Here is a 23114-nt window from a genome sequence, read left to right on the forward strand (position 1 = left end):
CCGGCCACCCATCAGCCAGACAGAGAAGAATCGCACAGTCAATTTGATATGATTGTGCAGGCAGTCCTGACGCTACGAGAATCGGAAGCGATATCACTAATACCTTATTTTTACGTATCATTTTTCTATTCACAAAATTATCAGAATGTCTCTTACATAACATAACTCTGTTTTGTTAGTTTGCTGAAAGCGGATTAGCAAGACCAATCAGACATCATTCCTAGAGAGGGGCTGCATCAGTGAGGCAATATCGCTACGCTTTGGCGAAATGCGTTCAATCGGTAGCTGTCGATGACATCGCGAAGCTGCAGCACTGCTTTGATCAGATTGAAAAAGACGTTCCGGATTATGAATCCTGCCGGGCAATCTACGACATGGCTCTGACATCTCTGCCGGTGGCAGCGGCATCCAAAATTGTGCGACAACGCAGATCCACTGTAGAAGACAGCCGCCCGACAGAACCATTGCGTGTGACAGAAGGTCGCATACAACGATGGGCTTCACTCGTTCAGCGATTTGTGAATTATGCGCTTACGACAGACCAATCTCGCGCCGACAGGAATGTCTTGAAATCCTGAAACCTTCGTCGTCAATGGCACTATGAGACCGAGGCACTAACTACCGGGGTTCATGTCTCGATCGTGTGAGCTGACGCATCAGTTCACGCGATAATTCAATGTCTGATTCACCTGCCGGGTTATCTGAAGTTGAAGCGGCCGCTGGCCGCCCGTCGCCCTTGTTCGGGTCATGCTTGGCGCGGAGGAGCGCCATGATCATCGGCCAAGTCGAAAACTGTCCAAGACGTGCTTTTTCTGTCAGGGTACGAAGATAGCCGCCCGCACTCACGATCAAGTGGGACCGCTGGAGAATTGCGCTCACTGTTATCGCCGCCTGAACATCGCCCATCACATCGACGGCGTCTCGCCAAGCGCTGGGGCTGATATCCAGCATCGATCGTGCCGTCTGGGCTGTAGCAAGAAAATCCTTCCAACTGCGTACGGCCCCGGCAGGCATAAGATCGATCAATGCGGGGCATGCATCCAACACGATTCCTAATGGCAATTGCCGTTCCGGCAAGTTCAGCAGGTTGCCATTGGTCATCGCCGGATCAATCTCTCTTCTCTTATTTTCGGAGCCGTGTTCAATTTCAATATGAGGGTCTGGACTTGAATCTTGTATATGACGCTCATTATGGGACTCATTGCCGTCCGGATTCTGCGTATTCACGAATGTTTCCAATAGCTCATGAACTTCAGTCCAAAGCTCCTCAAGCTCTTTGCATACGGCATCGACAACGGTCTTTGAGGGTGTGCGGGGCAATCGTCCGATGATGTCCTGGTAGTGTTTGGAGACCTCTGACCAATTCGCCGGCGCGCGCTCTTGAACGCCAAGATCGATCATCTTCACAATATCGCGTCGCAAAAGCGTCAAGCGTTCACGCGAAACCTTAAATGCTCTCTTTTCGCTCTCGACGTCTTCTGCCATCGCATGGAGTTCATCGGCCCTGGCCACCAGGGGTGATAGGTCAAATCCATAAACCTGCTCGACATCGCCGGACGCACTCTTTCTAGCAAAGCGCTTTCCGTTCGGGCTGTCTCGACGGACAATCAAACCGCATTGGACAAGCACGGACAAATGACGTCTCAACGTCGAAGGGGGCATACCGTTGGCACGTGTCGTCAGGCTTTTATTGGAAGGCCAGACGATCGGCCTGTTCTTGCTCGAAAGTTCTGCATCCGGATAAAAGCTCAGTAGCGCGTTCAGTATCGCCAGAGCGCGGTCGGTGGCGCCGATCGCCTCTTTTGCAATCCGAACAGACCGAAACACCGTCCACTTGTCGACAGTCAAGCCGCCGGGCAAGTCTGCGGCTTCATTCAAGCGAGAAAATTGGCCGAGCGTCATCGACCGCCGCCCGAAGGGCGTCGCTGCGATCAGTGTCTGCATGATTTCACCTATCGATAGGCAGCAGAAATGAGCTCGCCGAAATGACGCATTTGGCTCGATTGAACCTTGACGGATTTTCCCGGAAATGCGATTCTCTAGGTGCTAACTAGTGAGAAGGGCTTCCGGATGTTTTTCGGGGGCCTTTTTCTTTTGCCGATTGATCCTTTCTACGTGTTGTTGGTGCCGGAAACCGGCTTTGTCGAACTCGAAACCTTGGCAGCTGCCAAGGTTTCCGTCCGATCCTCGGAGCCAGCCTCCTGGTTGAATCGTTCAACCAGGCGCGGCAATTCTGCTTGAATGAAGTCGGAAAATGCCTGGCCATATTGATCAGACAGTTTCATACGAATCTCGCGCGATGAGATGGCCGCTTTGGCGATCACGTCTCCAGAGGGACCTTTGAGGGAGAGCAAGCCTGTTTGATCGGCGTTCTCGTTCTTTTCCGACGCTGTTTGCCGGGCTATCTGAAATCTCTCATCCGACGTTGAGACCTTGGCAGCTGCCAAGGTTTTTAGAATACGCTTCACTGAGGAGCGATCGCCCTCGATCGCCTTCGCCAGAGCAACCCATCGCGGTCGGCCGACCTTCGGCGCTCGCCCGATCAGCTCGATCAGTTCGACAGGTATAATCGTGTATACGCGCCTCATTTTCGCAAGTTCAGTGTCATCGAGCGAAAGAGCCGCTTTGATATCGCGTGGCCTGACATTTTGTTCGGCCATCCGAAAGGCAAACAATGCGCGTTCGATCCAAGTCAGATCCTGCCGATCAGAATTTTCTATGCCCTGGGCAAGCACGAGTTCCGTATCGCTCATTGGTGATACAACAGCTTTGACAGCCACGCCCAACTCGCGAGCTGCCCTGCAACGGCGATGGCCGAATATAACCTGAAAACGGTCATCCTTTGCGGGATGAGGACGCAGATGAACGGCCACCTGCTGCCCTTCTGCCTCGAAGCGACGCTTAAAGCCCTCGAATTCGGCACTGCGATCATCAGCCAGACGATCCGCGAACGGTGAGGGGTCAATCAATTCGGGGTCAATTTCCTGAATTGCCCCGCCACTCTCTACGACGGCAAGTAGCCTGTCGCGCTCTTGACGTATTTCGCCCAAAGAACGCTGAGCAGCGCCAATGACTCCCGCTCGCGGCACCGCTCGTGACGGCGCTGTGTCACTAACAGTTCCGGAGTTTTCCGCCTCGTTAGTTGCAGATGAAAGTGCGCCAAAATTTGCGACGATCGATTTCGCATTGGGCTTTTTACTCATTTCCGCCCCCAGCTCTGTAAAATCAGATCGAGGATTCTGTCATTGACGGAATCGATTGAGTCTCTTGCCCGCCGCAGCGTATCTCGAGCCACGTTACCGGACTCAAGCTCGTAAAGAGTGCGTTTCGCTAGCCCTGCGCTCTCGATCGCCGTGCTTTCCACCGCCGTCGGCGCCAAAACATCCTCTGCGAAAAGATGGCGCAACATCGAAACGACTTGCGCCTGTGGCTGATCGTTCGGATCGTGGCGGGTGATAAGATAGTGGAAGAAGTCCTGGGCGAGCTCTCCGCCTTCCGCTTGGATGGTTCCGATCAAACCATCCATCATGAGCAGGAATTGGCTCATGGACATGACGTCAAGCATGGCGGGGTGAACGGTGACAATGATGCCGGTCGCCGCGTATATTGCCCCAAGTGTGAGGAAGCCGAGAGAGGGCGGCGTGTCGAGCACGACGATATCGTAGTCGTCTTCGACTTCGCCGATCGCCAGCCTCAGGCTCTCGAAAAATATGCTGTCTCGAGATACCTTCCTGTTGGCCAGAACATGAGGGGTTTCGTGCTCATACTCCATGACCTCAATATTTCCAGGAACGAGGTCGATGCCCGGGAAATATGTTTTGCGAACGATTTCGCGCATCGGCCGCTTTTCGTCTCCATAACGAAGCGCGGCGTAAATCGTCTCGTTCTCTCCTACGTCGAGTTCAGGCTGGGCGCCAAACATTGCCGACAAAGACGCTTGGGGATCGAGGTCGATCGCAAGCACCCGGTAGCCATGAAGCGCCAGGTAGTGAGCCAAATGCGCAGCAGTCGTCGTTTTGGCGCTACCGCCTTTAAAATTGATGATGCCGAGGACCTGAAGATGCTCGCCCTTTCGGCGATGCGGCAGGTAGCGCAGCGCGTCTGAAGGCTTCTGTTCCGCAAAAAGGCGGCGTAACTCATTGACCTGATCTAGCGTGTAGACACGGTAGTTGTTTTCCAACCGATCAGGAACGGGACCTTTACCCTCATTGGACAACAGACGAAGCGTCGGCTCTGGTATCGTTGTAAGCTTCGACACCTCGTGCGTCATGAGACGGCGAAGTGATTTCTGAGCCTCTGGCGGATACATGCGCTCCCGGATCGACTGAAGCTGACCGGACAGGAGACCAGCATGACGCATGATCTTCTGCTCGGGACTTTCCGGTCTTTGATTGAGCGACATGTGCCTGTTCATGTGGTGCCTTCGCTGCTATCGGGTTCGAGGTGATATTCTGCCTCTAACCCGATACACACCATCCACGATTCTTTGATTCCGTCCAGCTTTTTTTGGTTAACGAACGCTCAACACAGCAGTACAGGCTATTTGGCCACCGATATTCGAACATCTTGGCTATGATGCAATGCACGCTTATCCGAAGGTCGAACTTGTCGGAGATGAAGTGGACGATCAGTCAGATCGCCTTGGCAACGGGCACTCGATCCATATGGCCAAGCCCCGGAAAGGGCAGGACAAAATAGTCCAGGAATCCGCAATGGCTATTCGATTTTAAGAGACGGTCATCTCTGATTTTTAATCAGAGAACCGATTTAACTTTGATCGAATGATCACCTTCTCAGCGGACGACCGATCTGATGTCGGGCTAATATTTGACAAGCTGGAGTCGAGCAAACGATCCCACTCGCTGTCCACATGCAACCGGGTTGATGAAGGTTTTTCACTCTTCTTGGGCCAAACAGTTCGAAAGGATAAAATGCGAATGCGTTTCACGTACTGAATAAGCCTCTGAGATCGTGATACAATCGACATATCTAGTCCTGCATGGTCGATAGTGCCGGGTTGTCGGCTGGTGAATCGCACACAGAGCTGACCCGGTTAGATACAAGACCGAGGCGTCGATCAATCTTTCTTGATGTGATCACTGATTTGCGGCCTAAAAGTGGCACTTTGCAGTGTTGATCTTATGCGGCTGTCCATCAATGTAGGGGGCAAGCTCCCTTACCACGGGGTTTACACCCGGTGACTATTAGAGCCTCGACTGTTTCTATTATGCCGATCTCCCCTCCAAGGGGAGGCAATCGACAGAGACGTGAGCTTCCAATCTATGGAGCGAGTTGCGGTAAAGTCCTCAGCGGAGGTGACCTGAGCGCCGACTTCCTCCAGCCTTTGGGAGGATCCGCCGGTTGATTACTGGCCTCATGCGGCCCTGGTTACCAGTCTCGATTTTATTGCAAATTCCTGCAGCGTGAGATTGCCGAGGGATGAATGGGTCTGATCCGGTTGTACCTCCTTCCAGGCGGTGATCTTCTGGCGGGCCTTGGCCAGCGATGAGAACAGGGTTTAGTTCAACAGATCGTCCCGGAAGCTGCCGTCGACGACTCAATGAATGCGTTTTGAATTGGCTCTCCCGGCGCGATGTAGTGCCAGTCAATCCGTGTTTCCTGGCATTATCTGAGCATGACCATACCGGACAGTTCCTTCCCATTCTCGCTGACCACGGTTCTCGGCCTGTCGCGCCGGGCTTTAATCGCCGAAAGTTCCCGCGTCACGCGCAGTCCGGAAAGCGACGTGTCGGCGACAAGGGCAAGGCACCCTCGGCTGAAGTCATGAACGATGACGAGCACGCGGAACCGACGACCGTCGTTGAAGGCGCCCGAGACGAAGTCCAGGCTCCAGCATTGGCCTGCGTGTGCCAAGAGCCCGTTTCCGGCCGCCGCGCTCGAACACGGGCCGACTTGGAAGTTCCGACACCGTATCCCCGCCATTCCTGGCTTCCAAAGCGACCTTCGTCTTGAACTATGGCGAATGCTGCATGCATTCCAACATCTCTGGTCTCCTCAACGAAGACCGGTAGACAGTAAAACTTGGCTTACATTAGAGTTCAAACCCAATCAGCACATTGAATGAGCGTCGCAAATCAGATTCAGAGCGTCCAGACGGTTTTCTGGGAGGTGATGATGAGTAGGCTTTTCTGGTTGAGCGATACGCAGTGGGCCGTGATTGAGCTGCATCTGCCGAAGAACCAGCCCGGCGCGCGGCGTGTCAATGACCGGCGCCTCATCTCGAGCATCATTCGTGTCCTCAAGACTAGGTACCGCTGGTGCGACTGCCCGCCGGAATACGGCCCTTCAACGACCATCTAAAACCGCTTTAACCGCTGGTCACGTCGCCAGTTATGGGCGAAACTGGTCGAGGCTTTAGCTGGCACCGTCGCGATCACGGAAAGCACATCCATCGATTCTACCTATATCAAGGCGCATCGCTCGGCGCATGGCGGCAAAGGTGGGCGAAAGCGCAGGCTATCGGCCCCTCACGCGGCGGTCAAACCAGCAAGCTTCATGCGCTGACCGACGTACTTGGACGACCTTTCGCCTTTGCCCTCACGCCCGGAAACGTCTCTGACATGAAGGCAGCCCCGGTGCTGCTGTCGCAGTTGAATGGTCCTCACTACCTCCTCGCCGACAAGGGCTATGATGCCAGTGCCATGCGATGTGTCTTGCGCAGGCAAGGGACCGTCCCGGTCATTCCTGGCCGCCTCAACCGCACGCGGACGATTGTCTATGACAAACGGCGCTATCGAGAACGCTTTCTGCCGTCTCAAGGACTTCCGCCGCGCGCAACCCGTTACGACAAGCTCGCCCACAACTTCCTGTCCGCCGTCGCCCTCGCAACACTCATGGCGTTCCGGGTCTGAACGAGTCTCGACCCTAGGCCGCGTGGACAAATTTGAGCCAGTATCTGGCGGTAGCGAGGTGGACCATGCCGAGGAAGCTGTTGGCGAGTTGGTCGTAGCGGGTAGCGATGGCGCGGTTGATCTTGAGGTGGCCGAACATGCGCTCGATGCGGTTGCGCTGCTTGTAGAGGGCCCGGTCATACTCGATCTTCACCCGGCGGTTGGAGCGGCTGGGGATGACGGGCTCAATGTTTCGCTTCGCAAGGTCGGTACGGATCGCATCGGCATCGTAGCCCTTGTCGGCAAGCAAGGCATTGGGGGTGCGTTCGGGTAGGATGATCAGGGCATCGTACGCCTTGCAATCTGCCGCCTCGCCGCCCGTCAGGTGGAATGCGAGCGGTCGCCCAAGGGCGTCGGCCATGCAGTGAAGCTTACTGGTGAACCCGCCCCGCGAGCGGCCAAGAGCGCGTCGATGAGCCCCCCTTTTCCGCCCGCTGCAGAGACATGGGCGCGGACGGTGGTGCTGTCGATGCTGTAGTGGCCGGCGTCGGCCATGATCTCGGCCAGCGTCACCGCGACGATCTCCCAGATCCCAGCCTCGCTCCATCGCCGGAACCGTCGATAGATAGTGTTCCAGCTCCCGTATTTTGGCGGCACGTCGCGCCACGGCGCCCCGCACCGAAGCCGCCAGAGTATGCCGTTGACGATCGAACGGTTCTGTTCGGGAGGCCTGCCCCGACCCCGGTTCTTGCGCTCGATCGGCAGCAGGCCCTTGAGGATGCGCCATTCCGCTTCGGTGAGATCGCCCCGGCTCAAGCCTACCTCCAAAAGGCAGCCTTGAATCAACCTCGTCGCACTGCGTCAATCGCCCCATGCGACTGTCAGCACCGCGATTGCGCCGGCCGTCGCTTTGCGGAATAAGTCTCCTGTGACAGCCATCCCCATAGATGAAGCCACACCACGAGCATCGACGCTGAGGCTGGCGGTGATGGGGTTCCTGACCTTCTGGTGTCCCTATGTCTTTGTGTGGTTCATCCAAAAACCCGAATACCCAACGATTTTCCGCCGAGCCTTTAATGCGTGGGCGATCTTCTGGTGCGGCTGCGCAGTGCTGTTCTTCGTCGTGCAGTTCGTCACAGGCGATCAGCCCGGATAAGCTCAGGCCCTCCCGCTCCGAATTTGTCCACGTCGTCTAGTGTCCGATTTGCGGGGGTGTAGCGCAGTCGAATTTCCCAGAGGAGTTCATTTTCGTGTAATATTTCAAAATCATATCGACCTTCAGAGTTATGTATTACTGTTGCAATCTAGATATCTGAGTGGCATGAGATTGCTGAACCAGAGATCAGAAATTTTCGTTGAAAGAGCGACTAGGCACTATGAGGAGTAGGTTGGCACAACATCTCGATGATCTTCATGATTGGTTTTGGAGACGCTTGGCATCTAGGGCCCGAGCTCCGAAAAATGGCATAGTCGAATTTCAGGAGCCGAAGACCGAACGCCTTTTAGAGGCCGATATCTGCATTGTAACCTATTGCGGTTTTCCTGGAGGCAATGCCGTGACCACCATCACTGAAGCGCAGACCTTCAGAGACGCCGGATATGATGTTGCGATCGTGAACTGCAGCATTAAGAAAAGTCGATGGAAATGGGGCTGGGTATCAGAGCGGTATCTCGCCGTCTCCGACCTGATGTATCTCGGCCATCGCCTGCGGCGGATCAGCTGCCGAACAGCGATCATTCGAGGCCCTCGTATGGTGACGACCCGGAACTTCGAGCGACTGGCGAAGAAGATGTGTCCGGAACGAGCAATTTTCGTGATCAACAATTCCGCCTACAACGAAGACGGCTCGGCAATCTTCTCTTGGGCAGACCTTCATGAACGGATCGGGGCGCTCGGATGGCCCGCCGTCGAAATCTGTCCTACCGGGCCGATAATTCGCGCTGAGTGTCTGCGCGAGATGCCGGCAGAAGAAATCGATCTTTCCGATCGCGATTGGCCCCCGGTCATCGACGCCTCAGCATTTCAATTTACGCCACGCTCGCAGCTCTCAGAACCAATCGTCATCGGCCGTCACGCCCGTGACCATCCCGGCAAATGGCTCGACGAACGCGCGGAGCTTTTAAGAGTTTATCCAGACAACGATCCATCGATAAGAGTTTCTATACTCGGGGGAGCAGAAACAGTTGATAGAGATCTTGGCGGCATACCGTGTACTTGGTCGGTCGCGCCATTCGGGCTAAATAGTGTCCAAGACTATTTAAGTACATTAGACATCTTTGTGAATTTTCCGTCCCCTAGTCGACACGAAGCGTTTGGCCGAACGATCATCGAGGCAATTCTTTCGGGTTTGCCGGTCATCCTGCCGTCCCGTTTCGAGGCGACCTTCGGAGAACTCGCCTTTTATTGCGCTCCGCAGGAGGTTCGTAATCTCATCGGAAAAATCGCTGCGGATGATCCCGGACGAATGGTTTTCTTGCAAAGGGCAAAGGAGGTTGCGACAGATCTCTTCTGCTCTCCCAGCCTGCTTCTGCGCCTGGACGCTCGCACGCAAAATCAGAAACCCGTTCTAGACGGAGCGGCTGCGCGCTGGCGTCAGACGATACTCTCTAGCTTGTAGTAGGAATTGAGGGCCGCAAGGACTTTCTCGCGGTCCGCGTCCGGCATCTCGTCTAAGCTCTGCGCACAGAAGGAGAAAAACCCGCCGCTGCAAAGTTCCGACATCGTCTGCGTAAGTTTGGAACCGGTCGGGCGACCTGGCTTTATATAACCGACATCTGTCGGAACACATACCGGCGCGCCGGCTGCGAGCTCAAGGTGGCAGGCAAGGCCGATCGGTGATATTTGGTCGATGGTACGAAATCGCGGTGCAGCCTGTTGTCGAAGTACTTCGGAAGGCTGTTTCGAGAAATATTTCGAAAGCGTCTCGCGCCGCATAGGCTGCGGCTGATGTTCCAAAAGAAAGTATCTCGCCTCATTGCCTACTGTACGAGCGGCCTCGCATTGAGCGAGACGATAGCCCGGCCGCGGCTTCCGTAACGACTTCAACCAGCGGCTGAAGCCCGAAGGAATGCGTGTGTAGGTTCCTCGGAGAATTGGGTGATCGCCTTCAAAAAAATCAGTTTCCGAAACGGGCCGGCCGATAAATATGTCATCATTAAGATAGATAAATTTCGAGTGGAGACCGGGTATCCGGTGGATCATCGTTTCGATCGAACGCGAGGAAAAAACCGGAAGCAGGTCAGCATGCTCTCCAAAAATCTCCTTATGATCGACGATCCTGACTTGGCCCTCATAGCTTGATGAGGATAGAATGTCGGAGATCGGCCAAGGGTACTGACCGTCTGTAACAACATGGATGTGCCGAAGTGAACGGCAGAAGCACAATAGCGACAAAACGCAGAACCGGAGTTCTCCCGAATTTGAAAAGCGCGTCTCTTTTGTTGCTTCTGGATGGGCGCTCGGATCGTGGAAGACGGCACGCTTCTCCAAGTGAGTTGGATCGCTTCCATCAACCCATGTGATAACGGCATCGATCATTATCGTTCCCCATTTTGTGCCTCCAGATACACCCGTCTCATCTAGCAGTCGGCGCCGCCATAGACAATTTTATCCTGCTCTATTAGTGAAAACGACTATCTGCGCAACTCTAGGATCTGGGAAGCATTCTCGAACATGTAAAAGACGGCCGCATTGATTAGGCAAGTTTCGGAAAGAGGCGCCGCTACTGCCTAGTACGGATTGACATACCTCGGAAAGCGCACCTGTGGACCTAGAAGGGTTGCCCTTTAGAGAACGAGATTTAAAGGAAAAGCATAACCTGCAATGCGTATTGCACTGATACCCAAACTGATACGCGAACTTCGCAAGAAGGCGGATCAGTCGATCGTCGCGCGGCTCGTTAAGGAGAATTTTAAGGAGCATCGCGTCAACTATTTTTTGGCCATGATCTCAATGCTCGTTGTGAGCGGAATGACGGCGGCCACCGCTCTCATCGTAAAGAATCTACTGGAAGCAACTGACGACGCGACACGCATGCTTACCATTGCCGGGGTAGTATGTGCGATTTTCATCGTAAAAGGCGTTGCCGGCTACATGCAGATATTTATGATGTCAAAGGCAGGTTTCGCGATCGTCGCCAGTCAACGACGTCGGATTTACGACGCGCTGCTTGCGCAGGGGGTTTCCTTTTACGACCGGAAGAAGTCCTCAGATTTAGTTGCTCGCGTTTCCCGAGGCACCGACGCCATTCGCGGGGTGATCGACACATTGATCACCACTTACATCCGCGATCTCACCTCGGTCATCGGTCTGACTGCCGTAATGATCTACCAACTGCCTTGGGTCAGCCTCCTCATTCTCGCTCTTGGTCCTATCACTGTGTTTGCGATTCGACGCATTCTAAAGAGAGTTGATGCGTTGAGTTCAGAGGAGCTGCAGGGCTACTCGCGTATAGTCGAGCTGATCCAAGAGACTGCCGCTGGCATCAACGTTGTCAAGGCGTTCTCACTCGAGAACCAAATGCGGCGTGATATGCACGATGCCGTCACCGACGTTGAGAGCAAACAAAATTCGCTCATACGGCTCCAAGCCGCAACATCGCCCATAGTGGAGACATTGACGGGTGTAGCAATCGCGTCGGTGTTTATGTTTGTATCCCTTCGGTCTTCTCTAGGCGACACGGCGAGCGCAGGGCAACTCGTGAGCTTTATCACAGCGCTTCTCTTGGTCTATACGCCGGCCCGTCGCATTGCGCGCTCCCGGGTGCAGCTGCACTCGCGCCTTAATATGGTGAGGCGCCTTTACGACGTGATCGATACGCCCTTGAGTATTCAGGAGGCCGAAGAGCCGAAAAACATTGCGCTCGATGGTGCCGGGGAGGTTAGATTCGAGAATGTCCGCTTCACCTACGGAAAATCAAAGAAGGCGGCACTGAAAGATCTCAGTCTGGTGTTCCCGTCGGGAAAGTTCACCGCGATAGTCGGACCCTCTGGCTCTGGAAAATCTACCATTATTAATCTAATCCTGCGCCTATACGACCCTGCCAAGGGCAATGTTCTAATCGATAACTTGCCTCTGCGAGAAGCCAGTTTCGCATCACTCCGCGCAATGGTTTCCTACGTAAGTCAGGACGTGTTCCTGTTCGCCGACACGGTCGAACGTAACATTACGGCGGGGCGCCAGGATTTCACTCGAAAACAGGTGATCAACGCCGCCAAAGCTGCGGACGCACATGGCTTCATCATGGAAATGAAAAATGGCTACGAAACTGTTCTTCATGACAAAGGTTCAAACCTCTCCGGCGGTCAGCGCCAGAGGCTTGCGATCGCGCGCGCGATCATCCGGCAGTCCCGCATTCTTATCCTGGACGAAGCAACCAGTTCGCTCGATGCCTACTCCGAAGAAGCTATCAAGAATGCGATCGACGAACTCAGTCACAACCGGACCACCATCGTGGTGGCCCACCGCCTTTCCACCATCATGAAAGCAGACAAAGTCGTGGTTATTGTGGACGGCCAAGTGGCTGAATCGGGTAGTCCCTCCGAGCTCCTATTAGGCAGGGGTGTGTTTAGAGAGCTATACGATAAGCAGGATCTTTCCATTGATCCATTCGAAGAGAACGGGTTCCCTGCAGACGATGATGGGGTTGGAGAGAATGGACGTTACGACCCCACACTCAGTTCCCACTAGCGGACCGGCGACCCAAGGATTAGTGATGACTGCTTGACGTGCTCCCGATTTTCGGAGCGTTTTGAGCTGGAATTCTCCAATTAGGTGAAGTGCACCCCGTCTTTGGACCGCCCCGAGCCGGAACTTCCGGGGGTTGAGCTGCTGCCGGTTTCGTGGACACCGAGATAAGGTGTTTTTTGGAACTGGAGAGTTGGAATGCAGAGACGGAAGTTCAGCCGCGAGTTTAAGCTTGAGGCGGTAAAGTTGGTCAGGGAGCGGGGCGTTTCAGCCGCCCAGGCTGCTCGTGATCTGGACGTGCACGAGAACGTGTTGCGCAAATGGGTTCGCGAGCTGAGCGCTGACCCTCAGCACGCGTTTCCGGGCCACGGTCAGATGAAGCCCGAGCAGGTGGAGATCGATCGACTGCGCAAGGAAGTCGCGAAGCTGAAGGCGGAGCGCGACATCCTAAAAAAGGCCGCAGCCTACTTCGCGAGGGAAGCGCTATGAGGTTCGCCTTCATTGCGAAGCACCGGGGCATCTGGCCGGTGGCATGGCTTTGCGAAGCGCTGGATGTATCCCGATCAGGCTTCCATGCCTGGCTCAACCGCAGCCCCAGCGCTCGCTCCCGGCACGACGAGGTGCTGGTGGCGGTGATCGACCGGAGTTTCAAGAGCAGCGACCGCACCTATGGTGCTCGCCGCGTCTGGCATGATGTTCTGGCGGAAGGTCTCGCCTGCGGCCTGCATCGCGTCGAGAGGCTGATGCGGAAGAACGGTCTGCGCGCCCGACCGCGCCGCCGTGGGCTGCCGAAGGACACTGGCGAGCGAGCCACGGTGTCGGAAAATATCCTCGATCGTGCCTTCGAGGCATCAGCACCGAACCAGAAGTGGGTGGCCGACTTCACCTACATCTGGACCGCTGAAGGATGGCTCTACGTTGCTGCCGTCGTCGATCTGTTCTCTCGCCGTGTCGTGGGTTGGGCGATGAAAGCGGAGATGACGGCCCAGCTCGTGACCGACGCCCTCATCATGGCGATCTGGCGAAGAGGCAGGCCGGACAGCCTCATGCATCACAGCGACCAGGGCAGCCAGTATACATCCGAGCAGTTCCAACGCCTGATGGCCGATCATGGCATCACATGCTCGATGAGCCGGTCGGGGAACGTCTGGGATAATGCAGCAATGGAAAGCTTCTTCTCATCGCTGAAAACTGAGCGGACAGCCCGCAAGGTCTACAGGACGAGGGACGACGCCAGGGCGGATGTGTTCGATTACATCGAGCGCTTCTACAATCCTCGGCGAAGGCACTCGACACTGGGCTATCTGAGCCCAGTGGAGTTCGAGGAGCAAGCTATGCTAGCTTAACTGCGTGTCCGAAAAACCGGCAGCAGCTCACATGCGTTTGACTTCGGACGGGGTCAGTCCGCCATAGCGCTTGCGCCAGTTGTAGAACGTCGCGTCGCTGATTCCCGCCTTGCGGCAAACCTCGGCAACCGGTGTTCCCTCATCCGCCTGGCGCAGGATGAAAGCGATCTGCGCTTCCGAGAACTTCGACTTCTTCATGGAACTCTCCTTCTCCCGTCCACGGGATCATAATTGGAAAATTCCAGTTCAAAACGGTCCGAAAAATGGGAAGCACGTCACCGCCATTTCAAGGTGCCTAGCTTGGGTGCCGGTTTGGTCGGCTAGGCTGAGAAGACGTTGGTTTGATCGAGCTTCCGCCGCGCCATCGCGTTCCGAGTATCGAGTACGAGCCTCGCTTTGGATGCTAAAACAGGATAATCGAAAGCATCATGATCAGTCGCGATTAGCACGAGGTCATAAACGTGGTCCTCAATAGATTTCGGATTGACCGAGCGACGTCCATGCAGCTCCGGATGATCGCGGAGTTCCGGGATAACGGGAACGTGTGGATCCGTGTAGTCAACATTTGCGCCTCGCGCTGCCAGCATCTCCATCATCACCGTCGAAGGACTTTCTCGCATGTCCGAAACGTTCTTTTTATAGGCGATCCCCGCGACGAGAATGCGGGACGAACCCACCGACTTCCGCAATTCGCGATCGAGTACCTCTTCGAGGCGGCGCACGACGTAGCGCGGCATACTAAGGTTAATCTCGCCTGCAAGTTCGATGAAGCGTGTGGAGAGGCCATATTCTCGAGCCTTCCAGCTGAGATAGAATGGATCGATCGGAATGCAGTGTCCCCCGAGCCCCGGCCCCGGATAGAATGGCATGTATCCGAAGGGTTTGGTCGCGGCGGCCTCAATCACCTCCCAGATGTCGATTCCCATTGCGTCGTAAATCATCTTAAGCTCGTTGACGAGCGCGATGTTCACCGAGCGGAAGACGTTTTCAGTAATCTTAACTGCTTCGGCCGTCGCGGGCGTAGAGACGGTAACCACTCGATCAATAAAGGCATCGTAGAAGGCGGAGGCAAGATCATTCGCATCCCGCCCTTCCCCCGCGACTATCTTTGGAATGGTCTTGGTCTCGTGCACGGTGTTGCCGGGGTCCTCGCGCTCAGGTGAGAAGGCGAGGAAAAAGTCCTGTCTACTCATTAGGCCGCCAGCCTGGAGAATCGGCTTCATAACCTCTTCTGTCGTGCCCGGATAGGTAGTCGATTCAAGGACGATGAGCTGTCCTTTGCGTAGGCTCGCAGCGATCATCTCAGTCGTCGCGATCACAAAACTAAGATCGGGCTCTCGATGGGAGCTGAGCGGCGTCGGTACGCAGATGACGATGACATCACATTCCGATAACCGCTCCAAATCAGTCGTCGCAGAAAAACAGCCTTGATCCACAACGCCGCGTAGCCGTTCGTCGGAAACCGCATTGATGTAGGACTGACAGGACAAGATGGCTTCAACCTTTCGCGGATCAAGATCAAAGCCAATTGTCGGAAACACAGACGCCGCACTAACCGCTAGCGGCAGGCCGACATATCCGAGCCCGATAATGCCGACAGTCGCATTGCGGGACTGAAGCTTGGTCCCTAGAACATGTGAGTAATTCATAATTTCTCTAATTTCCAATCAAGATTTACCAGAATAATTTGGGTTGCACTATAACTTGTAGTGGAATTTCCCATTGGTCGGGATCGCCCTGCAGATGCAGCTCACACATGGCCACCGCTCGTCGTTTTGTTGTGCTCCAATACACAAATTTTTAAGCTGCGGACACTACAATTTTCGAGGAAACGAACATTTTTTGACCTTCCCACGGGTTGTTTTAATTTTGATTGGAGCCGCTCGCCTTGAGGAGAACTATGAAGCGAGCGAGATTCACGGGCGAGCACATCATCTGGCTGAGTATTAGGCGTGCCCACGAAAGTCGTCCTTTATATCCGCGCTATCCGGGTCCCGCCGTTCTGGCGCTCCGAAGAGATCGCGCATAATATCTTCTAGCCTTAAAGGGTAAAATTGGTTAATGAGGTTCGTGATCGGCACTACGTCAAACAGACCTGAACCTTCAAAAGATCTAGGCTAGGGCGAACCTCTTAGAAGCGAGCAGATGGAAGCGACAAGGCTGAGTTAGCGTGAACGATAAGCAGCAAACCAATGTGTTCGTCCTTTCAACGGGTCGATGCGGCTCCATGACGTTCTCGCGCGCATGTAAGCATATCGAGAATTATACGTCCGGCCATGAGACGCGAACTAACCGGCTGGGGGTTGATAGACTTGACTATCCTCCTGGACACATCGAGTCCGACAATCGGCTATCCTGGTTCCTCGGTCGCCTCGACGCTCGTTTCGGCGACAATGCTGTCTACGTCCACCTCATGCGGGAACCGGAACGTGTCGCGGAGAGCTACAATCGCCGTTGGACCTCTTACGGCTCTATCATGTCTGCCTACGCGCGCGGGATCATGCAGAGCCGGAACGAGGGCATAGAGGTAGCCCGTGACTACGTCCGCACGACGACGGAGAACATTGAGCACTTCCTAGCAAACAAGACCCGCGTTCATCGCATCAATATCGACGATCCCATCGAGGATTTTCGCAATCTCTGGGACGATCTCAGGGCGGAGGGGGATCTGGATGCCGCTCTCACCGAGTTCTCCCGCAGGCACAACGAGTCCGCACCAAATCCCGAAAATGCGCGAGACCTGACGCGCGCCGACCGTCTGGCGATCGTTCTGGAAAAGGAACGACGTCTCAGATCGGTCGAGCGCGAAAAAGCTCGAAAACTAGCCAACGAAAGGGACAGACTGTGCGTGAAATTGGACAGGTTGCGTCGGGAACGGGACGGCCTCCGTGCGGACAACAAGGAGCTTGCCGCCGCGAGACAGGAACTGCTTAAGTTTCTCAAGGAGATCCGGAAAGACCGGCTGTTCCGGCTGATCCCTTCATTTCGCAAGTATCGAAAGCGCAACTTGGAAGCGGACGGGCGCGTCGGGAAGTCGAGAGCGATCCGCCCCTTTCGGGATAAGGTCTGGGAAACCGCCCTTTGGTCGCTTTACGAGGACCACGCCGAGTCAGCCTTCGAGGCGATGGTGGATTCGGACAATCAGGATATGCGTATACGTGCCCATTGGGCGCTCGCACGCAAGCAAGGTTCACGAGGCGAGGTGTCGGCAGCTATCGATCATCTCTCCAATCTGCGCAACATATTATCCCGGAACAAAACCCCCACCGACATCATGCTTTATGAAGCAGCAATGCGGGACGCTGGCGGCGTTGCAGACGCGGCGGACGCGCTGATCGACCAGGCCGAACGCGCAGGGGCGCCTGAGGTAGAGGTCGCGCTGACTCGCGCCTCGCATGCGAGTGCGACGGGCAGGCCGATCCGCGACTGGCTCGCTGCAATCAATCCACTCTTCGAAAAAGCGGGGGTTGCGCAACTCTCCGCGCGCGACCCGAACGCTCCGGCTTGTTTTTCCAACCTCACGCACGACGCCCCGCCCGATCCGCGGTCGAATGAAGCAAAGGTGTCGGTGATCATGCCTGCCTTCGAAGCAGAGCAGACGATCGACTACGCAATCGATGGCGTGCTTGGGCAGACATGGACCAATCTCGAACTCATCATCGTCGACGATGGAAGTACGGACGGCACTTGGGCGCGGATCGAGGCCCGCGCGGCGACGGATGACCGGATCGTACCCATCCGCCGCAAAGCGAACGAAGGCGCATACGCCTGCCGCAATGCTGGCCTGCGCGCCGCGACCGGCCGGTTCGTGACGGTCAACGACGCGGATGACTGGTCGCACCCCGAACGCATCGCCCTGCAGGCGAAGCACGCTCTCGATTCCGGTATCGCCTGCAATACCACCCGATGCGTCTTATTCGACGAACATCTCATATCGGAGCCACGACACCGTCGTAGCCGTTCTATTCCTCTGAACACGTCTTCGTTCCTATTCGACCGCGAAATTGCTCTGACCTTAGGGGGGTGGGACAAAGTCCGGCATTCGGCAGACAGTGAATTTCTGAAACGTATGCAGCTTGCGATCCGTGCCGAGGAATCGAAGCTTGTAGACGACTGCCCTATGGCCTTCGTTTTTGCACGACCAGGATCGCTACTGCGATCCGGTGGTCCCACGGGCGTTCATTCGGCAATCTACGGTGCGCGCGCGGAATATCACGAAGCCTTTACACATTGGCACAAAATAACCGAGAACCTTGCTCTCGGCCCCGAAAGGCCCTTTCCGATCCCCGCGATCACGAAAGAGCGAAAGCCGGAGCCGGTGCGGGTTGCTGTACTCCTTGTTTCGGATTTCTCAGCGGAAGCGTCCCAGGATATTCACATTGAAACACTTCAGCAAATCGTCAACGCAGAACAGAGTGTAGGGCTGCTCCACCTTCCTGCGATCGCACACCTCAGAATACCCGTTGAACGACACGTGCGTAGCATGATCCATGCGTATCGCCTTCCCCTGATCGTGCCTGGTATGGATGCAATCTGTAGCCATGCAGTTCTCGTCAACGGAATTGGACTTGCAACCCTTCCTCGGGGCCTAGGTAAATTCCAAGCAAATGCAGCCTACACACTGGACGAGATCGACAGATCGCTTATCGAAGCGTTTCATCAGGTGGTTGAGGGTGCAAGCGAGCTCCAGCATGTTGCAAGCATCAGGGACGCACTTCCAAGGTCGTCTGTAGCGTTGGGCCCCCCTTAAGCTTCGCCAGCACACGATCGATCCGTTCCGCAAGGTATGGAGCAAGCATGCGCGAGTAGGTCGCCGTAAGATGGTTGGTATCTCGCCAGACAATAACGTTGCCCAGCGTCGCGGGACACCACTCGGACGTACAGATCAGATCGGTCATTTCGATCAGCCCGACGTCATCCATCCTGCTCGCCGCAACGGCAAGAGACGATTCACCGTACGCGTCTTCGAGTGATGTTCTGCACGTCATCGGGTTTTCTACAAGGCACTCGCGGGGATCGATCTTCCTATGGCGCGGTGTATCCTCTATCGCAATGATAGAAATACCTGCCGCGTTAAGTTCACTCCAGACAGCAAATAATCCATCATTGACGCTTCGTTGTCCTTGCCGAACGCGGCCAGCATGCGATCTGCTAAAACTGACGAACAAAACATCGACGCTACTCTGTAACAGAAGCTCGGAGACACGTTCCTGCCAAGTGTCGCAACTCACATAGGGCGTCTCGTCATGGCGCCTCACTTTTGTGGCAGCAAACAGGCAAGCTGATTTTGTAAACGTCAGGAGACGCCAACCGCGTGCTTTGGCGATCTCATCAAGCGCTGGAACCCACTGCGCAGCGTGCGACTCGCCCGCTATCGCTACGGTGAGACTCCCTTTCGGATCTCCTAATTCACAAAATAGCGGATCAGCGTCGGTCTGATTCTGATGACAGTTCTTTGGATAGACGATCGGCAAGTCCTTCTTCAGTGCCGCGAGCGGTGGAATTGGCTCGATACCTTCAGGTGTCGAAACCCCATTCGCCAGAACGGCGGGGCCCGGATAGCGCGGATCGCGCACGTCGACGAGGGTGTTCTCGGCCCGCCAAACGGCCGCCTGAACGCTGGCGGCCCCCACCAGACAGAGGGCGACCATCGCGGCGCCCGCGCGAATTACGCCCCAGCCATGTCCGTGCTGTCCCGAACGCTCGGGTGTGTGCCGGAACCGCTCTTCGACATGGCGCCACGATAGGACCGACAGAACAAGGGTGAGCGCAATGATAACGATTCCGCTCACGAGCCCGAGCGTCTGTCCCGCCGGCGTCGCGAAGATGATCAGCGGCCAATGCCAGAGATAGACTGAGTAGGAAATGTCTCCGAGGCGCCGAAGCGGCCAGTAATTCAGGCCGCGATAGGGGCCGGCGCGCACGTCTCCCGCCGCGATGAGAGCGGCCGCCCCAAGGGTCGGCACAAGCGCCGCCGCGCCGGGAAACGCCGTCGCAGTCGTATATGCGAATGCTGCGACGACGATCGCCGTGATGCCCGCGACAGACAGGCCGATGCGCGCACCCCGGTTGAACGCGGGCTTTGGTGCAAGTGCCAGCAGGCCGCCAAGCGCGAGCTCGAAAGCCCGCGTATGCGTGACGAAGTAGGCCCAGGCAGGATCGTTCGCCGTGATGGCGATGGAGCAGGCAAGGGAAGCCGCAAAGACAATTCCGATGGCAATCATCAACACTTTGTTGAGCGACCATCGCGGATAGCGAGAGATCGTGATGCAACCGATCATAGCCAGCGGCCAGACGACGTAGAACTGCTCTTCGATCGCGAGCGACCAATAATGCTGCAAGGCGGTCGGCGCGTTGTCGGCACCGAGATAGTCAACCGCGTCGAAGGCGAGCAGCCAATTCTGGAGATAAAGTGCGCTCGCAACGATCTGGCGGGCAGTGTCTCCCCAGTGAACCGGACCGACGAAAAAGAAGCTTCCAACGGCGACGAACACCAGAACCAGCGTCGCGACGGGCAGCAGGCGCCGGATACGACGCGCATAGAAATCGAGCAGGCCCACATGACCCGTTTTAGCGGCACCGCGTGCCAAGGATCCGCAGATGAGGTAGCCGGAGATAACGAAAAAAACGTCAACGCCGATATACCCACCCGGCACAAGTTGAGGCCAGACATGAAAAAGCACCACCAGCGCGACGGCAAGTGCGCGCAACCCCTGAATTTCGGGGCGATAGGTGTTACGGTTGCAGACTTGTTCCATCGTCATTCGTAATCTAATGTAAATATTCTCGTTCCAGCCGCTGACGCGTAACGTCGCCCTAATCGTGCCCAGTGCACGCAGACCATACAATCTTTCTAGCGTCAAGAATATGGAGCGCTAGCCATAGTCCGTACAGAACAATTTCCACTTATCAAAGCGATACTGTCGAAAATATTGGAGCGATCATACATGATCCGTCCAGCAAAGTGCACGGTCGCTTAAGGAAAAGAGAGCGAAAGCAAGCATTATGAAGCCAACCGATATTGTCTTTCTTGTGCACGATGTCTCCCGTGTTGGAGGCATCTCGCGGCGGACGCTGAATACACTCAACGGGTCGGCGGGTCGGGACGTGCGCTACTGGTGCTTTTCCGCAAGGAACGCGGGCGGTCTGGAACGGCCCGACGTGACGTTCATTCATGACGACAAAAGCGTCTTAGACGCGGCGCTAGCGGCCCTGCCGCCATTAACCACGGTTTTGGTCAGCGCAAACACGGTGATACGCCGGTTTTGGGATCTTTCCCCTCATCTGACAAATTATCCACTCATCCACCTACACGCGGGACAAATCACTTGGTTCATTCAAAATAATAGGCTAGCGGGCGATATTGACTTCGTCCAGCGATACCGCGCGCAGGCTGTTATCGCCCTGACGCGCGCCGATGCACTCGTACAGAGACAAATGGGACTTCACGGGCAGGATATCGTTTCGCCCCCGTGTCCCCAACGCGACCGCAACGACTACGACCCAAAGATCAACACGCGGATCGGCTATGTCGGCCGGATCGATTATCCGACAAAAGGCACTGACCAGCTACTACCCATAATCCGCGAGATGCGAGAGCGGAAAATGGATCCGATGCTGGTCTATACGACGGATGGAAAGAATAGTCCCGACCTACCACGCTTCGAAGCCTCGTTACAAGAGTTCGGCCTCACAAACGCGGTCGAAATCGTGAAGGATTGTACCGACCCCGGCGTCATCTACCGCAAGCTCGCGTTTGTATTGGTGCCCTCACGACAGGAGTCGTTCGGCAATGTGGTGACCGAGGCTCTCTCCCACGGCGTTCCGGTGATTGCGACCCGCTACGCTCCCGGGCCCGCTGAAATCATCAGGGATTTAGACTGCGGGTTTCTGCTCGACAGGTTCGAACCCAGATCGGTTCTGGATCGTGCCAACCTGTCGCTGACGCAGCGCCGCGCCATGTCGGAAGCGGCGTTCGCGAGGCATCGAGACTTCACCTTGGACGCCTACTACGACGCACTAGAGGACGTTGTCGCGCGCGCGATCGATGCCAAGGCTGCTGGCGTGTCGCTCCCGGTTTATCCAGAGCTTGCGGCTGTCGCCGATCCTCCCGCTGCCTTACTCAAAAGGATATGTCCCCCGCCGACGGACAAAAGAGCGAAATCGAAGAAGGACCTGCGCCCAAAGTCGTTCAGCCGCCGATTACGTCGTCTAATGGGCTAAGAACAGATCGGTACCTTCGTTTATCATTACAATAACCGGCGCTACCATGAGAGCCTCGGCAACCTCACACCGGCCGACGTCTACTTCGGACGCGCCCAGACTATCCTGCAGACACGAGAAAGGACTAAACGAGAAACCATCAACCAACGGCGTTTGCTCCATCGCAAGACTGCCGCTCAAATGGAAAACCTGATGAGCCAGAGTCTCCACTAGATCAGGCAGCCAATTGCCTCAAAACTCTGACGACGGACAATGATCCTTACAATTTCGTAGAAAGACAACACACGACGGGAATAAGTTCCGCATGTTGAATGTCATCGACGAGTTCACCCGGAAGTGACTCGCCATTCGGATCGATCGGAAGCTGAACCCGGTCAACGTCCTAGATGTCCGTTCATCCTGCGCGGCCCGCCCGGTCACATACGCTCTGATAATGGGCTGGAGGTAGAAGATCAGTATCGTGCTGGCCTGGCTGGCGCGGCGGGGATAATATTTCCGAATTGCGCCGACAAGAAGGCATCGCGCAGTGAATTTACTATGCTAAGTCGAGGGAGTTTCTAGAAGTTGGAAAGAAGCGACTGGCAGGAGCCACGGCCGGTGAAGCCAGTCAAATTTTGCGGGTTGCCACTCACGGCGCAAGCGGACCATTACGCCTAAGATAAATGTTCTCGATTGCCGTTGAGCGTGAATTGCACGGAGGACGAACTCATTGCCCAGGTGCACCGTGTCTTGGCTACGACCCCATCTGCCCCGAAGAGATCGCGCATAATATCTTCTAGCCTGTGCGGGTCAAATTGTTTAAATTGGTTCGCGATCGACGCTCTATGATGACTTGATCTTTCAAAGATCTGGCTTTCGCGGAGTCATTGAAGTAGATGGTCGGAAGCGACAAGGCTGAGTTAGCGTGAACGATAAGCAGCAAACCAATGTGTTCGTCCTTTCAACGGGTCGATGCGGCTCCATGACGTTCTCGCGCGCATGTAAGCATATCGAGAATTATACGTCCGG

12 protein-coding genes and 6 pseudogenes are annotated in these 23114 nt (G+C 55.5%); 9 read left to right on the forward strand and 9 right to left on the reverse strand.

The genetic code is table 11. The annotated features are described in order from the left end of the window. Positions 1 to 618: 618 nt before the first annotated feature. The 4 genes and pseudogenes from repC to D8780_RS15520 all read right to left on the reverse strand — a co-directional run. Entirely contained in the window at positions 619 to 1944 is a 1326-nt protein-coding gene (gene repC, locus D8780_RS15500) for a plasmid replication protein RepC (RefSeq protein ID WP_121646779.1), read from the reverse strand. Positions 1945 to 2111: 167 nt separating this feature from the next. Continuing rightward, complete coding sequence (gene repB / locus D8780_RS15505; RefSeq protein WP_121646780.1) at positions 2112 to 3203, reverse strand: plasmid partitioning protein RepB; 1092 nt, start codon at positions 3201 to 3203, stop codon at positions 2112 to 2114. Further along, entirely contained in the window at positions 3200 to 4402 is a 1203-nt protein-coding gene (repA, locus tag D8780_RS15510) for a plasmid partitioning protein RepA (protein WP_121646781.1), read from the reverse strand. The genes repB and repA overlap by 4 nt, the downstream gene beginning before the upstream one ends. Before the next feature lie 1005 nt (positions 4403 to 5407). Then, a pseudogene (locus D8780_RS15520) lies at positions 5408 to 5905 on the reverse strand (integrase core domain-containing protein); the annotation flags it as partial. Positions 5906 to 6135: 230 nt separating this feature from the next. Between D8780_RS15520 and D8780_RS15525 the strand changes: the two are divergent. Continuing rightward, positions 6136 to 6872, forward strand: a pseudogene (locus D8780_RS15525) (IS5 family transposase). Positions 6873 to 6885: 13 nt separating this feature from the next. On the opposite strand, the pseudogene D8780_RS15530 reads toward D8780_RS15525, so the two are convergent. Continuing rightward, positions 6886 to 7667 (reverse strand): annotated as a pseudogene (locus tag D8780_RS15530) (IS5 family transposase). Positions 7668 to 7779: 112 nt separating this feature from the next. On the opposite strand from D8780_RS15530, the gene D8780_RS15710 reads away from it, so the two are divergent. After that, positions 7780 to 8007 carry a hypothetical protein gene (locus tag D8780_RS15710; protein WP_147440347.1) on the forward strand — a complete coding sequence of 76 codons (228 nt, stop codon included), beginning with the start codon at positions 7780 to 7782 and terminating at the stop codon, positions 8005 to 8007. A 232-nt stretch (positions 8008 to 8239) separates the two neighbouring features. After that, positions 8240 to 9469: a glycosyltransferase family protein gene (locus D8780_RS15535; protein ID WP_121646783.1), complete on the forward strand. Its 1230-nt coding sequence runs from the start codon at positions 8240 to 8242 to the stop codon at positions 9467 to 9469. Here the strand turns inward: D8780_RS15535 and D8780_RS15540 are convergent. Beyond that, a complete protein-coding gene (locus D8780_RS15540) occupies positions 9445 to 10389 on the reverse strand; it encodes a Stealth CR1 domain-containing protein (RefSeq protein ID WP_121646784.1) in 945 nt (314 codons plus the stop codon). The two genes, D8780_RS15535 and D8780_RS15540, sit on opposite strands and share 25 nt — an antisense overlap. 285 nt (positions 10390 to 10674) lie before the next feature. Here D8780_RS15540 and D8780_RS15545 point away from each other — a divergent pair, with 285 nt between their 5' ends. Together D8780_RS15545 and D8780_RS15550 are read left to right on the forward strand one after the other, a co-directional pair. After that, complete coding sequence (locus D8780_RS15545; RefSeq protein WP_121646785.1) at positions 10675 to 12540, forward strand: ABC transporter ATP-binding protein; 1866 nt, start codon at positions 10675 to 10677, stop codon at positions 12538 to 12540. A gap of 195 nt (positions 12541 to 12735) precedes the next feature. Continuing rightward, a protein-coding gene (locus tag D8780_RS15550; RefSeq protein ID WP_121646786.1) for an IS3 family transposase occupies positions 12736 to 13883 on the forward strand; the annotation gives its coding sequence in 2 pieces (ribosomal slippage) (positions 12736 to 12985 and positions 12985 to 13883; 1149 coding nt in all). 30 nt (positions 13884 to 13913) lie between these two features. Here the strand turns inward: D8780_RS15550 and D8780_RS15555 are convergent. Together D8780_RS15555 and D8780_RS15560 are read right to left on the reverse strand one after the other, a co-directional pair. Next, positions 13914 to 14081, reverse strand: a pseudogene (locus D8780_RS15555) (transposase); the annotation flags it as partial. Positions 14082 to 14203: 122 nt separating this feature from the next. Then, positions 14204 to 15532, reverse strand: a complete 1329-nt coding sequence (locus tag D8780_RS15560; protein WP_121646787.1) for a nucleotide sugar dehydrogenase — start codon at positions 15530 to 15532, stop codon at positions 14204 to 14206. A gap of 521 nt (positions 15533 to 16053) precedes the next feature. Here D8780_RS15560 and D8780_RS15565 point away from each other — a divergent pair. Continuing rightward, positions 16054 to 18633, forward strand: coding sequence for a glycosyltransferase (locus D8780_RS15565; RefSeq protein WP_121646788.1), 2580 nt, complete (start codon positions 16054 to 16056; stop codon positions 18631 to 18633). Here D8780_RS15565 and D8780_RS15570 read toward each other — a convergent pair. Further along, positions 18587 to 20647: an acyltransferase family protein gene (locus tag D8780_RS15570; RefSeq protein ID WP_121646789.1), complete on the reverse strand. Its 2061-nt coding sequence runs from the start codon at positions 20645 to 20647 to the stop codon at positions 18587 to 18589. The genes D8780_RS15565 and D8780_RS15570 overlap by 47 nt on opposite strands. 241 nt (positions 20648 to 20888) lie before the next feature. Here D8780_RS15570 and D8780_RS15575 point away from each other — a divergent pair, with 241 nt between their 5' ends. The 3 genes and pseudogenes from D8780_RS15575 to D8780_RS15585 form a co-directional block, all read left to right on the forward strand. After that, entirely contained in the window at positions 20889 to 22106 is a 1218-nt protein-coding gene (locus tag D8780_RS15575) for a glycosyltransferase family 4 protein (RefSeq protein ID WP_121646790.1), read from the forward strand. Between the two features lie 3 nt (positions 22107 to 22109). Beyond that, positions 22110 to 22319, forward strand: a pseudogene (locus tag D8780_RS15985) (hypothetical protein); the annotation flags it as partial. A 43-nt stretch (positions 22320 to 22362) separates the two neighbouring features. Beyond that, positions 22363 to 22550 (forward strand): annotated as a pseudogene (locus D8780_RS15585) (IS3 family transposase); the annotation flags it as partial. Between the last annotated feature and the right edge of the window lie 564 nt (positions 22551 to 23114).

This window comes from Notoacmeibacter ruber (assembly GCF_003668555.1).
GTDB lineage: Bacteria > Pseudomonadota > Alphaproteobacteria > Rhizobiales > Rhizobiaceae > Notoacmeibacter > Notoacmeibacter ruber.